7 protein-coding genes are annotated in these 13,710 nt (G+C 70.5%); 3 read left to right on the top strand and 4 right to left on the bottom strand.

What is annotated here, in order from left to right:
- Positions 1–957 (top strand): tetratricopeptide repeat protein, encoded by a 957-nt coding sequence (locus JWR33_RS09380; protein ID WP_297411364.1) that lies wholly within the window; start codon positions 1–3, stop codon positions 955–957.
- 157 nt (positions 958–1,114) lie between these two features.
- Here the strand turns inward: JWR33_RS09380 and JWR33_RS09375 are convergent, their stop codons facing one another.
- The 3 genes from JWR33_RS09375 to JWR33_RS09365 all read right to left on the bottom strand — a co-directional run bounded on the left by JWR33_RS09375 (position 1,115) and on the right by JWR33_RS09365 (position 7,370).
- Positions 1,115–2,605: a sugar transferase gene (locus tag JWR33_RS09375; RefSeq protein ID WP_297411363.1), complete on the bottom strand. Its 1,491-nt coding sequence runs from the start codon at positions 2,603–2,605 to the stop codon at positions 1,115–1,117.
- A 411-nt stretch (positions 2,606–3,016) separates the two neighbouring features.
- Positions 3,017–5,326, bottom strand: coding sequence for a 1,4-alpha-glucan branching protein GlgB (gene glgB, locus JWR33_RS09370; RefSeq protein ID WP_297411361.1), 2,310 nt, complete (start codon positions 5,324–5,326; stop codon positions 3,017–3,019).
- Positions 5,327–5,372: 46 nt separating this feature from the next.
- Positions 5,373–7,370, bottom strand: a complete 1,998-nt coding sequence (locus JWR33_RS09365) for an alpha-1,4-glucan--maltose-1-phosphate maltosyltransferase (protein WP_297411474.1) — start codon at positions 7,368–7,370, stop codon at positions 5,373–5,375.
- 361 nt (positions 7,371–7,731) lie between these two features.
- On the opposite strand from JWR33_RS09365, the gene glgP reads away from it, so the two are divergent.
- A complete protein-coding gene (gene glgP / locus JWR33_RS09360) occupies positions 7,732–10,323 on the top strand; it encodes an alpha-glucan family phosphorylase (RefSeq protein ID WP_297411359.1) in 2,592 nt (863 codons plus the stop codon).
- 83 nt (positions 10,324–10,406) lie between these two features.
- Here the strand turns inward: glgP and glgX are convergent, their stop codons facing one another.
- Positions 10,407–12,473, bottom strand: a complete 2,067-nt coding sequence (glgX, locus tag JWR33_RS09355) for a glycogen debranching protein GlgX (protein WP_297411357.1) — start codon at positions 12,471–12,473, stop codon at positions 10,407–10,409.
- A gap of 18 nt (positions 12,474–12,491) precedes the next feature.
- On the opposite strand from glgX, the gene JWR33_RS09350 reads away from it, so the two are divergent.
- The gene (locus JWR33_RS09350) at positions 12,492–13,682 is read left to right on the top strand and encodes a cysteine desulfurase family protein (RefSeq protein WP_297411355.1); all 1,191 of its coding nucleotides are present in this window, start codon (positions 12,492–12,494) and stop codon (positions 13,680–13,682) included.
- Positions 13,683–13,710: the final 28 nt, after the last annotated feature.

The raw sequence follows: 13,710 nt of genomic DNA, 5'->3' as shown, positions 1-13,710 counted from the left end.
GTGAGTTCGACCGTGCCGCCGGGCAACCTCAGAGGGGCGATCGACCTCTCGCCGCTGGTGAACCGCAGGACCGCCCCCCCGCCGGGTGGGCCGGGCACGGCACCCGCCGGCGGACCTGGCCCCAGCCCGGCGCTCCCGGGCCTGGTGCTCGAGGGCACCGACGCGAACTTCGGCCAGGTGCTGGAGCTGTCCCGCGAGGTGCCGGTCCTCGTCGACCTGTGGGCCGAGTGGAGCCCGCCGTGCAAGGAGCTCTCGCCGGTGCTCGAGCGGCTCGTCACCGGGTACGCGGGCCGCATCGTGCTCGTGACGGTCGATGTCGAGGCCAACCCTCAGCTCGCGCAGGCGTTCCAGGCCCAGTCGCTGCCCACCGTCGCCGCCGTGCTGGGAGGCCGCCCGCTCGCCCTGTTCGCGGGCGTGCTGCCCGAGGCGCAGATCCGGGACGTGCTCGAGCAGCTGCTCGAACTCGCGGCCCAGAACGGCGTCACCGGCTCGGTGCCTGTCGACGGGGCACCGGCCGTGCAGCAGGATGCCGGCGAGGAGCCGCTGCCGCCGCATCATGCCGAGGCCTACGCGGCCATCGAGCGCGGCGACTACGAGACGGCGATCGCGGAGTACCGCACCGCCATCGCCCAGGACCCTCGCGACGCGCTCGCGGTGGCGGGGCTCGCCCAGGTGAGCCTGCTCGCCCGGCTCGTCGGCAAGACACTGGATGGCACGCGGGCGGCCGCCGCCGCGAAGCCCGACGACGTGGACGCGCAGTTGGATGTTGCCGACCTCGACCTGTCCGGCGGACACCTCGAGGACGCCTTCGACCGGCTGCTCACGCTCTTCCCGAAGCTGGACCAGCCGGGCAAGAACGCGGTGCGCGCCCGCATGCTCGAGTACTTCGAGATCGCCGGGGCCGACGATCCCCGTGTGATCGCGGCACGCCGCCGCCTCACCAACCTGCTGTACTGAGGTCGCCGCGCGTCCGCACCGGGCGCGGCGGGAAGTGCTCCGCTGGCCGGGGACCGGGGCCGAGGACGCCGAGTGGGGGAACTCGCTGGTGCGTCCGACTCGTCCGGGTAAACGAGCGGCCCAGGGGTGGGGAGAAGGTCTCCGGCCAGCGGAAGTCTCAGTAGGCGCCGTCCGGGAACAGCACGGTCTTGGCGGTGCGCCAGAGGATGATGAGGTCGCCCGTCATGGACCAGTTGTCGGCGTAGTAGAGGTCGAGCCGGATGCCGTCGTCCCACCCGAGGTTGGATCGACCGCTGACCTGCCAGAGGCCGCTCATGCCCGGCATGACGGCGAGGCGGCGGCGCTCTTTCGAGCTGTAGTCGGAGACCTCCTCGGGCAGTGCGGGCCGCGGGCCGACCAGGCTCATGTCGCCGCGCAGCACGTTGATCAGCTGGGGCAGCTCGTCGATGGAGTAGCGGCGGAGGATGCGGCCGATCGGGGTGACGCGGGGGTCGTCCTTCATCTTGAACAGCCGGCGCTCGCCCGAGATCTCGGCCAGCAGGTCGGCCCGGCGGGCGTCCGCGTCGACGTACATGGAGCGGAACTTGAGGATCCGGAACGACTCCCCGTCGCGTCCCACACGCTCCTGCGAGTAGAACACCGGTCCGCGATCGGCCCGCTTGATGAGCACGGCCACTGCGAGGAAGAGCGGCAGCAGGACGGCGAGGATCGCGCCGGAGACGACCACGTCGAAGATGCGCTTGGCCACCCGCTGGGGGCCCTCGTACTGCGGAGTCTCGACGTGCAGCAGGGGCAGGCCGGCGACAGGTCGCAGGTGCACCCGGCTGCCGGCGATGTCGGTGATGCTCGGCGCCAGCACCAGCTGGTGCCGCTGAGGGTGCAGGTTCCAGCTGATCTCCCGCACCCGCTCGGCGGGCAGGTGATCGGAGTTGGTCGCGATCAGGGTGTCGGCGCCGTACGCGTCCAGGCGGTGCGGAATGTCGTCGATCGCGCCGAGGATGGGCAGATCGGTCCCGAGCAGGGTGCCCTCGTCGGGCCCGTCGGTCAGGCCGACGCCGACCACCTTGTAGCCGACTGCAGGGTTGCGGCCGAGGTCGCGGGCGGTTTCGAGCACCGAGCGCTGCGAGCCGATCAGCACCACCCGCGAGCTGTACTCGCCGTGGGCGCGGCGGGCCAGGAGCCACTGCCGGCAGAGCCACCGGTTGGTGAGGATCGCGGCGATCCCGAGGGGGAAGACGGCGATCGCGTAGGACCGCGAGATGTCGAGGTCGAGGAAGAACGCCCCGAAGAGGAAGAGCCCGAAGGTGAGGATGGAGGAGTGGACCACGCGCTTGTACTCGGTGGCGCCCGAGCCGATGATGCGCCCTGCCCGGGTGTCCATCATCTGCAAGGCGAGCGACCACAGCACGGTGAGCACGAGCCCCATGTGCAGCGGGGTGACCACCCCGTCGAGCATGTTGCGCGAGGAGATCGCCGTGTTGACCGTGCCGAAGGCGATCAGGTGGGCGCCGGCGATGCTGGCGAGCACGGCGATGGTGTCGCCGAAGGCGACTCGGATGGCGTAGCGCTTGACCCAGTCGATGGGGGTGCGCGCCGCGAAGGCGAGAGGTGGCGCCGATGGGGCGTCGACACGGACGGTGGTGGTCACAGAACCTGTTCCATTCGGGTGTGAAGCAGGATCGGAGCGGGTACTCCGAAAGAGCGGTCTGGGTGGACCGGCAGCGCGCACGGCGGCCGATCCGGGAGTCCGCGCGCGGCGGACAGAGGTCGGACTAGCCGAGCAGAGCGCTCTTTCGAGGAGGTGCGGGGTGTCGGGTGGGGTATGCGAGCATGGGCAGGCTCATTCCGGGTACGCATCGACACCGGCGGGGGACCGGAGTTCGACGATGAGGGGCACTCGGCGTCTTCGGGTAAAGACGCGGGTCGGGGCGGGGAACGCCGGTCATTTTCGGGTAACCAGCGGCTCGTCGCCGACGGGTTCAATGTACTGGGGGAGCAAAGCCGCGGCAAGGAAATCCGCGCTACTTCACCCCCCGCACCCCCGAATTGGGGGCGATCCTCAGCCCCGGGGCCGGAGGTACAGCGCGCCGAGCGGTGGGAGGGTCAGTTCGACCGACGCCGGCTGCCCCTGATGCCCCGCCTGGTCGGCCGTCACGGCACCGTAGTTGCCCGCGCCGGAACCGCCGAATTCTCCCGCGTCGCTGTTGAGCACCTCGTCCCAGACCCCGGCGAACGGCAGGCCGACGCGGTAGGGGCCCACCGTCCTTCCGCTGAAGTTGAAGACGGCCGCGATCGGCCTGCCCGAGCGGTCCCAGCGGAGGAAGGAGACCACGCTGTTCGCGGTGTCGCTGCCGTCGATCCAGGTGAAGCCGGCATCGCTGCCGTCCTGCTCCCAGAGGGCCGGAGTGTCCCGGTAGAGCCGGTTGAGGGAGGCCACGAAGTGCTGAAGGCCGCGGTGCGCCGGCTGGTCGAGGATCCACCAGTCCAGGCCGCGCTCCTCGCTCCACTCGGACAGCTGGCCGAACTCCTGTCCCATGAACAGCAGCTGCTTGCCGGGATGCGCCCACTGGTAGGCGAGGAACACGCGGACGTTCGCGAGCTTCTGCCAGTGATCGCCCGGCATCTTGCCGATCAGGGATCCCTTGCCGTGCACGACCTCGTCGTGGCTGATCGGCAGGAGGAAGTTCTCGCTGAAGGCGTAGACGAACGAGAAGGTGAGCTCGTTGTGGTGGTAGGAGCGGTACATCGGGTCCTCGCTCATGTACCGCAGCGAGTCGTTCATCCAGCCCATGTTCCACTTCAGCCCGAAGCCGAGACCGCCCGTGGAGGTCGGGTGGGTGATGCCGCCCCAGCTGGTGGACTCCTCGGCGATCATCACGATGCCGGGGTAGAGCTTGTATGCGGTGGCGTTGACCTCCTGCAGGAAGCTGATCGCCTCGAGGTTCTCGCGTCCGCCGTGCTCGTTCGGCTCCCACTCGCCCTCCTTGCGGGAGTAGTCGAGGTAGAGCATCGATGCGACGGCGTCGACCCGCAGGCCGTCGATGTGGAACTCCTCGAACCAGTAGAGTGCGTTGGCCACGAGGAAGTTGCGCACGTGCGACTCGCCGAAGTCGAAGACGAGCGTGCCCCAGTCCTGCTGCTCGCCGCGCCTCGGGTCGGTGTGCTCGTAGAGCGGCTGGCCGTCGAACTGGGCAAGGGCGAAGGCGTCCTTGGGGAAGTGGGCGGGCACCCAGTCGATGATCACGCCGACGCCCGCCTGGTGCAGCCGGTCGATCAGGTAGCGCAGGTCATCCGGGTGCCCGTAGCGGGCGGTCGGCGCGTAGTAGCCGGTCACCTGGTAGCCCCACGAGCCGCCGAAGGGATGCTCGGCGAGCGGCATGAACTCCACGTGGGTGAAGCCGGTCTCGGCGAGGTAGTCGATGAGCTGATCGGCGGCGTCGCGGTAGCCGAGCCCCGGCCGCCACGAGCCGAGGTGCATCTCGTAGACGCTCATGGGCCCCTGGTGCGGGTCCGTGGCGGCACGGGCGGTGAGCCACGCGTCGTCGCCCCAGCGGTAGCCGCTCACTCCCACGATCGAAGCGGTGGCCGGCGGCACCTCCGTGTACTGCGCCATCGGGTCTGCCTTCTCGATCCAGGAGCCGCCCGCGGTCAGGATGCGGTACTTGTAGGAGCCGCCCGGCTCGACCCCGGGCACGAAGAGCTCCCAGATCCCGTTGGAGTCCAGCCGGCGCATGATGTGCAGCGACCCGTCCCAGCCGTTGAAGTCGCCGATGACCTGCACCGCCTGCGCATGCGGTGCCCAGACCGTGAAGGAGACCCCCGGGACGGGACGGCTCACGCCCCAGTGCTCGCGGTGGTGCGCGCCGAGGACGTCCCAGAGCTTCTCGTGCCGGCCCTGACCGAACAGGTGCAGGTCGAGCTCGCCGATGGAGGGCAGATAGCGGTAGGGGTCGTCGACGGTCCACTCGCTGCCGTCGGAGTACCGGGCCTCCAGGAGATAGTCCTGCAGGCCCGACTGGCTCAGGCCGTGCCAGACGCCGCTGTCCAGGTGCGTCAGCTCCACCCGGGAGCCGTCGGCGAGGATCGCGGCGACCGTCTCGGCGAGGGGCCGGAAGGCGCGGATGACGACCGTCGCGCTCTCGCCCTCACCCGAGAGAGGGTGGTTGCCGAGCACCGAGTGCGGACCCGAGTGCACCCCGTGCGCGATGCGCACGAGATCCGCCTCGGGCACGGGCGGGAGCTCGAGGCCGGGGGCCGGAGGCTGCGGGGTCGCCTGCGCGGATTCGGCCTGGCCGGTCGGCGTCTGGGTGCCCGGGGTGGGCTTCTCGGCGGAGGACTCGGACTCGGTCGATGCGGGGACGCTGGCCATCAGGGCCTTCTCTCGGGTACGGGGGAGGCGCTGGGCCTCCGTCAACTCAGTAGTACTGCTCGGCAACGGGGGAGACGACGTGCAGGATGTGGACCGGTTCGGTGAACGGGTCGAGCCGCACGTAGTTGTGCTGGCCCCAGGTCCAGACGGCGCCACTGATGAGGTCGCGCACCAGGAACGCGGCGTCCTCCTTGAGACCGAACTGCGTGGGGTCGAGATGCACGATCGTCTCCCGCACGGAATGCGGGTCGAGATTGACCACGACGAGAATCGTGTCGGAGGCTCCCGACGGGGTGAAGCGCCCGTCGATGTGCTTGCTGTAGACGAGGATCTCCGGCTCGTCGCTCCAGTGCACGGCGATGTTGCGCAGCTGCCCGAGGGACGGGTGCTCGCGACGAATAGCGTTGAGCATCCTCAGGTACGGCGCCAGCGACTCGCCGCGCTCCTCGGCCCCGGCGTAGTCCCGGGGCTTGAACTCGTACTTCTCGTTGTCGATGTTCTCCTCGGACCCCGGCCGGGCGACGTTCTCCATCAGCTCGTAGCCGGAGTAGACCCCCCAGCTCGGCGACGCGGTCGCCGCAAGTGCCGCCCGGGTCTTGTAGGCCGCAGGGCCCCCGAACTGCAGGTAGGCGGTGAGGATGTCGTGCGTGTTGACGAAGAAGTTGGGCCGCAGGTAGTCCGCGGTCTCGGTGGCGAGCTCGAGGAAGTACTCCGCGAGCTCCTCCTTGCTGTTCCGCCAGGTGAAGTAGGTGTAGCTCTGCTGGAAGCCGACCTTCGCGAGACCACGCATCATGGCGGGCCGGGTGAAGGCCTCCGACAGGAAGATCGCCTCAGGATGGGCGGTGTTCACCTCGTGCAGCAGGCGCTCCCAGAACGCCAGCGGCTTGGTGTGCGGGTTGTCGACGCGGAAGATCTTGACGCCCAGGTCGATCCAGTGCAGGAAGAGCCGGAGCATCTCCTGGTACACGCCCTCGGGATCGTTGTCGAAGTTCAGGGGGTAGATGTCCTGATACTTCTTCGGCGGGTTCTCGGCGTAGGCGATCGACCCGTCCGGCAGCGTTGTGAAGAACTCGGGATGCTCGCTCACCCAGGGATGATCGGGCGAGGCCTGCAGGGCGATGTCGATCGCGAGCTCCATGCCCGCCTCGGCGACGGCGGCCACGAAGAAGCGGAAGTCGTCCTCGGTGCCGAGGTCGGGATGGATCGCGTCGTGCCCGCCCTCGGCGGCGCCGATCCCGTACGGCGAGCCCGGGTCGTGCGGGCCCGCGGTGAGGGTGTTGTTCGGGCCCTTGCGGTTGGTCGTCCCGATGGGATGCACCGGGGGGATGTAGACGACGTCGAAGTTCATCCGCGCGATCGCGGGGAGCCGCTCCGCTGCGGTCCGGAAGGTTCCGGACTGCCAGGAGCCGTCCTCGCGCCGCACCGCACCCTCGGAGCGGGGGAAGAACTCGTACCAGGCTCCGCGCCCTGCCCGCTCGCGCTCGACGCGGAGAGTGCGCTGCGGGGAGAGGCTCTCCAGGCTCGCGATCGGCACCCGCTGCACGGCCTGGACGAGCCGGGAGTCGGAGGCGATCGCCAGCCGCTGCTCCGGAGAGAGCGAGGTCAGGCCCAGGCTCGCGGCGGAATCGCGGAGCAGGCGCCGCTCCTCCTCGGTGCGGCTGTCCTCGCCGGCAGCCCGGGTGAACAGCCGAGCGCCGAGGGCGAACATCACCTCGACGTCCATCCCGGCCGGCACCTTCACCTCGGCGTTGTGCCGCCAGGTGCCGTAGTCGTCCGACCATGCCCGGATCCGGAAGGTCCAGAAGCCCGGGCGATCGACGAGCGCGTGTGCGCTCCAGCGGTCGGTGCCCGCCGAGCGCAGGGACATGCGGTGCTCCGTCGTGCGGCCCTCGGGGTCGGTGAGCAGCACGTCGGCGCCGAGCAGGTCGTGGCCTTCCCGGAACACCGTCGCTCCGAAGGGGACCACCTCGCCCACGTACGCCTTGGCGGGCCAGAGGTCGTCCGGCTGCTGCGGCGAGAGCTCGAGAATCGGAATCCTGCCCAGGACGGGCGCCCATGCGCCGGCCGCCGGCTGAACCGCGGTCGGCGCGGGCTTCGCCGCCCGATCCGCGGCAGCGGGAGCGGCCTTCGCGGGGGCCGTCCGGCGCGCCGTCGGGGCCTTGCGAGTGGCCGGGCGCGCCGGCTGGGGCTCTTCGCTCTTCGGGGGAGTCGCCACGATTTCACTCTAGCCCGCACCCTTCAGGGGCCGCGCCCCCGGAGGCCGCCCCCTTGACGCGCCCCCGCTCGGCCTGTCAAGCGCCCCCATCGACCCTGGCACGCCCTCAGCGGCCCCGAGGTGTCGCCGAGACCCGACAGGACTGTCCTAGGGTGGGCTCCATTCGCCTGTTTGCTGATGGGATCGATCTATGAAGGCCATCCGTCGTTTCACCGTCCGCACCGTCCTGCCGGAGAGTCTCTCCGCGCTCGACGAGCTCTCCGGCAACCTCCGGTGGTCGTGGCACGAGCCCACCCGGGAGCTGTTCGAGTACATCGACCCCGACCTGTGGGCTGCCAGCCAGCACGACCCGGTGTCGCTGCTCGGTGGGGTGACGCCCGAGCGGGTGGAGGAGCTCGCCGCCGACACCGCCTACGTGCAGAGGGCGAATGCGCTGCGCGATGGCCTGCGCACCTACATCACGGAGCCGCGCTGGTACCAGACGCGCACCGACGCGCCCGAGTCGATTGCCTACTTCTCGCCCGAGTTCGGCATCGCGGCGGCCCTTCCCCAGTACTCGGGTGGTCTGGGCATCCTCGCCGGCGATCACCTGAAGAGCGCATCCGATCTCGGTGTGCCGCTGCTCGCCGTGGGCCTCTTCTATCGCTCGGGCTACTTCCGTCAGGCCATCTCGCCCGACGGCTGGCAGCAGGAGACCTACCCGGTCCTCGATCCCGACGGCCTCCCACTGTCCGTCCTCCGCGGCATCGACGGTGCGCCGGCCCAGGTCGCCCTCGCCCTTCCCGGCGGCCGCACCCTCTTCGCTCGCGTGTGGCAGGCGGACGTCGGCCGGGTCAAGCTGCTGCTCCTCGACACCGACATCCCCGAGAACGAGGAGTCCCTCCGCAGCGTGACCGACCGCCTCTACGGCGGCGGCGGCGAGCACCGGCTGCTCCAGGAGCTGCTGCTCGGCATCGGCGGGGTGCGCGCCATCAAGCTCTACAGCGACCTGTCCCGCACCCCATTTCCGCAGGTCTTCCACACCAACGAGGGCCATGCCGGCTTCCTGGGCCTCGAACGCATCAGCGACCTGGTCGCCGGCGGGCTCTCCTTCGCGGAGGCACTCGAGGTGGTCCGCGCCGGGACGGTGTTCACGACGCACACTCCGGTTCCCGCCGGAATCGACCGGTTCGACCGCTCGCTGATCGAGGCCTACTTCTCGACCGACCTGCTGCCCGGCGTCGCCGCGCGGGACGTGCTCGCGCTCGGCGCCGAGGACTACGCGGGCGGCTCGGGCTCGATGTTCAACATGGCGGTGATGGGGCTGCGGCTCGCCCAGCACGCCAACGGCGTCTCGCAGCTGCACGGCGAGGTGAGCCGAGGCATGTTCTCCGGGCTCTGGCCGGGATTCGACCAGGCGGACGTGCCGATCACCTCGGTCACCAACGGCGTGCACGCCCCCACCTGGACGGACCCGCGCCTGCTCGCGCTGGCCGAGAAGAAGCTGGGCACCTCCGACACGACCGCCGCCGACTGGGCGTCGAAGTCGGTCAGCGACGAGGAGCTCTGGGATGTCCGCGGTCAGATGCGCGAGCAGCTGGTCGGCGATGCCCGGCGGCGCCTGAAGGCGTCATGGGCGGAGCAGAACCCCGGTTCGGTGGTCCCCACCTGGCTCGACGACGTGCTCGACCCGGACGTCCTCACCATCGGCTTCGCCCGCCGCGTGCCCACCTACAAGCGCCTCACGCTGATGCTGCACGACGAGCATCGCCTGCGCGAGCTGCTGACGAGCAAGAAGCGGCCGGTGCAGCTGATCATCGCAGGCAAGTCGCACCCGGCCGACGATGAGGGCAAGCGCCTCATCCAGAAGCTCGTCAACTTCACCCAGGATCCCGAGGTGCGCCGGCGCATCGTGTTCCTGCCCAACTACGACATCGGCATGGCGCAGCTCCTCTATCCGGGCACCGACGTGTGGCTCAACAATCCGCTCCGTCCGCTCGAGGCGTGCGGAACGTCCGGCATGAAGGCCGCCCTCAACGGTGCGCTCAACCTGTCGATCCTCGACGGCTGGTGGAACGAGTTCTACGACGGCGAGAACGGCTGGGCGATCCCGTCCTCCGACGCGGCAGGCGACGCCGACGAGCGCGACGCGCTCGAGGCCGGCGCCATGTACGACCTCATCGAGCACCAGATCGCCCCCCGGTTCTATGACCGGAACAAGGACGGGGTGCCCGAGCGCTGGGTGAAGTCGATCCGGCACACGCTCGCGACCCTGTCGCCCTCGCTCAGCGCGGACCGCATGGTCAAGGAGTACGTCTCCAAGCTGTACACGCCGGCGGGCAAGGCGGCCACCGTCATCGCCGCCGGCGACTACGCCGCCGGTCGGGCGCTCGCCGCGTGGAAGAGCGACGTGTCGAAGAACTGGGCCGGCGTCCACGTGGTGCACGTGGAATCGGGCGGTCTCGCGGCGGTCCCGCGGATCGGCGACGAACTGCATGTGCGGGCGCAGGTCCAGCTCGGCTCGCTGTCGCCTCAGGACGTCTCGGTCGAGGTCGTCTACGGGCGGAGCCTGGAGGACGACATCCTGGTGGACACCACGACCGTGGAGCTGGCGCTCCTGACGGACGACGGCCCCGCGGCGGCGACGGTCACCGGGATGATCGCGCTCGACGGGTCCACGACCTTCGCCGGCACGGTGCCGCTCACCCGTCCCGGCTCGTTCGGCTACAACGTGCGCGTCGTCCCGAAGAGCCCCTACCTCGCGAGCCCCGCCGAACTCGGTCTGGTGACGGTCGCCCACTAGGGCTCCCTCGGACTGCACGTTCCGGCTCGGATTGCGCGCGTCGCGCCGCAAGCCGAGCCGGAGCGGCCGGTCCCAGCGGCCGGCTAGCGCTCGCGCGGCGGGGCCGGCGTGGAGACGGCGCGGAAGAGCACCAGCGCCGGCCCGTCGAGCGACACCTCGGTTCCCGCATCGTGCAGCGTGCCCCTGGCCGCATCGTCCTCGCTCGTCCAGAGCAGCTCGAATCCCTCGACGCCCTCGTGCTGGGGGAGCCGCACCGAGCAGGCCCCCTCGATGCCGCTGACCACCAGCAGCACTTGATTGAGCGTCTCCTCGTCCGGGGTCGACGACGCGAAGTACTGGATGCACCGGGCCTCGGGATCGTGCCAGTCGTGGCTGATCATCATCTCGCCGATGCGCGAGTACCAGGTGATCTCGGACGCGTTCGGCGTGGGCGTCTGGTGCACCGCGTAGCGGGAGGGGCGAAGCGCCGCATTCTCCCGGCGCAGCCTCAGCAGGGTGCGCACGACGCCGTGCAGGTCCCGCTGCCAGGCGGTCCGCTCCCAGCTGAGCCAGGTGAGCTCGCTGTCCTGGCAGTAGGCGTTGTTGTTGCCGCGCTGCGTGCGGCCGTACTCGTCGCCCGCCGTGATCATGGGGACGCCCGCCGAGAGCAGCAGGGTGCCCAGCAGGTTCCTCATCGCCCGGCGGCGGTCGGCGAGGATCTTCCTGTCCCGCGTCTCACCCTCCACCCCGAAGTTGAACGAGCGGTTGTCGTCGGTTCCGTCACGGTTCTCCTCGCCGTTCGCGAGGTTGTGCTTGACGTCGTATGCGGTGAGGTCGGCAAGGGTGAAGCCGTCGTGGGCGGTGACGAAGTTGACGGAGGCGAGCGGTCCGCGCTCCTTGGCGAACAGGTCCGCGGAGCCGGCCAGCGCCGTTGCGAGCTTTCCTGTGCTGCCCGCAGCATGGTGCCCGTGCCGCCCGGCCGCGGTGTCGCTCAGCCAGAAGCTGCGGGACGCGTTGCGGAAGTGGTCGTTCCACTCGCTCCAGCCCGGGGGGAAGTGGCCGGTCTGCCAGCCGTCGGGCCCGACGTCCCACGGCTCCGCGATCAGCTTGACGCCCGCGAGCGCGGGATCGTCGCGAAGGGAGAGCAGCAGCGGATGCTCGGGGTCGAAGGCGCCCATCGCGTCGCGACCGAGTGTCACTGCCAGATCGAACCGGAACCCGTCGACCTGCAGCTCGTTCGCCCAGTACCGCACCGAGTCGTGCACGAGCCGGATGGCCGCCTCATTGCTGAAGTCGAGGGTGTTCCCGCAGCCGGTCATGTCCACGTACTCGCCGCCGGCGGCCTGACGGTAGTAGGACGAGTTGTCGATGCCCCGGAAGCTCAAGCGGTTTCCGCCGATGCCCTCCTCCGCGGTGTGGTTGTAGACCACGTCGAGGAGCACCTCGATGCCGGCCTCGTGCAGCTGCTTGACCATCCCCTTGAACTCGCCGACGACCGCTTCGGGCCCGGACCGCTGGGCGGCGGTCGACGCATAGGACGGGTGCGGCGCGAAGTAGGCGAGGGAGTTGTAGCCCCAGTAGTTGCTGCGTCCCTGGGCGACGAGCCGGCGCTCGCTCGTGAAGGCGTGCACGGGAAGCAGCTCGACCGCCGTCACCCCGAGGTCCTGCAGGTAGTCGATCGTGCTCTCGTGGGCAAGACCGGCGTAGGTGCCGCGGAGCGCGGCCGGCAGCGCGGGATTCAGCTTGGTGAGGCCCCGGACGTGCGCCTCGTAGACGACGCTCCGGTCGAGCGGCACCGCGGGTTTGCTGCTGGCCCCCCAGTCGAAGGCACCGTCGAGGACGACGCTCTGCCACATCGTGGGGGAGACGCGGGAGACGCCCCGGGCATAGGGGTCGAGGAGCACCGTCGCGGGGTTGAAGGTATTGCCGGGGGCCGAGGGGCCCGAGACGCGCACTCCGTAGCGGCGCCCCGGAACGAGCAGCGGGGAGCGCCCGCTCCACACGCCGTGCGCATCCCGCTCGAGCGGGACGGTGGAGGTGATCCAGTGCGGATCCGAGCTGTCGAAGAAGCAGAGCTCGACCGCGTCGGCGGTGCCGCTCCAGATCCTCAGCTCGCCGCCGGAGGCGGTGCTCCGGACGCCGAGTCCGGCGAAAGGATCCTCCGGCGTCATGGTCCCTAGAGTATGGGAATGGCGATCTACCTGGATCACGCCGCCACAACGCCCCTTCGGCCCGAGGTCCTCGAGGTGTACACCCGGGCGCTGTCGGTGACCGGGAACCCGTCGTCCATCCACGGGCAGGGGCAGAGCGCGAAGCGGGTGCTCGAGGAGGCGCGCGAGCAGCTCGCCGAGGCCCTCAACTGCGACCCCGTGGAGGTCGTCTTCACCTCGGGGGGAACCGAGGCCGTCAACACCGCCGTCAAGGGCATCTACTGGGCGCGCACCGCCGGGGCGGTCGGCGGGCGCCGGGTGCTGCTGCCGGGAGGCGAGCATCACGCCACGGTGGACACGGTCGCCTGGCTCGAGGCGCACGAGGGTGCGCGGATCGAGGAGCTGCCCATCGACCACGAGGCCCGGCTCGCGCCCGAGTCGGTGGGGGCCGCGCTCGAGGACGAGGACGCCGCCCTGGTCACCCTCCTCTGGGCCAACAACGAGGTGGGCACCGTGCAGGACGTCGTCCGCATCGCCGCGATCGCCGGCGAGTCCGGCGTGCCGGTGCACGCGGATGCCGTGGCCGCCCTCGGGTACGTGCCCGTGGACTTCCGCAGCTCCGGGCTCGCCGCGATGAGCGTCTCCGCGCACAAGGTGGGGGGCCCGGTCGGCGTCGGCGCGCTCGTGCTCGGCAGGAGCGCGACAGCGCAGCCGCTCGTGCACGGCGGCGGGCAGCAGAGGGGCATCCGGTCCGGCACCCAGGATGTGGCGGGCGCGGTCGCCTTCGCCGCCGCCGCCACGCTCGCCGTCGGCGGGCTCGATGAGCGCGCAACCCGCCTGTCCGGCCTGCGCGACCGGCTGATCGGCGGGATCCGGGACGCCGTGCCCGGCGCGGTCCTGCGCGGGGCACCCGCCGGCGCCTCCCGCCTGCCCGGCAACGCCCACTTCACCTTCCCCGGCTGCGATGGCGACTCCCTGCTCTTCCTGCTCGACATGGCCGGCATCTCGGTGAGCACCGGCGCGGCCTGCCAGGCGGGAGTCGCCGACGTGTCCCACGTCCTCCTCGCGATGGGCGTGCCCGAGCAGGAGGCGCGGGGCGCTCTGCGCGTGAGCCTCGGCGAGGACACCTCCGGCGAGGACATCGAGGCCCTGCTGCGGGTCCTGCCGGAGGCGGTCGCCCGCGCTCAGCGGGCAGGTCACGCCGATCGGGTCCCTTCCGCCCTCCGCTGAGCCGGCGCAACGAGCCGATCTAGACTCG

The sequence above is a fragment of the Naasia sp. genome, from assembly GCF_025465545.1.
GTDB lineage: Bacteria > Actinomycetota > Actinomycetes > Actinomycetales > Microbacteriaceae > Naasia.
Note: the sequence above shows the minus strand (reverse complement) of the source record. Positions and strands in the feature narration are given on the sequence as shown.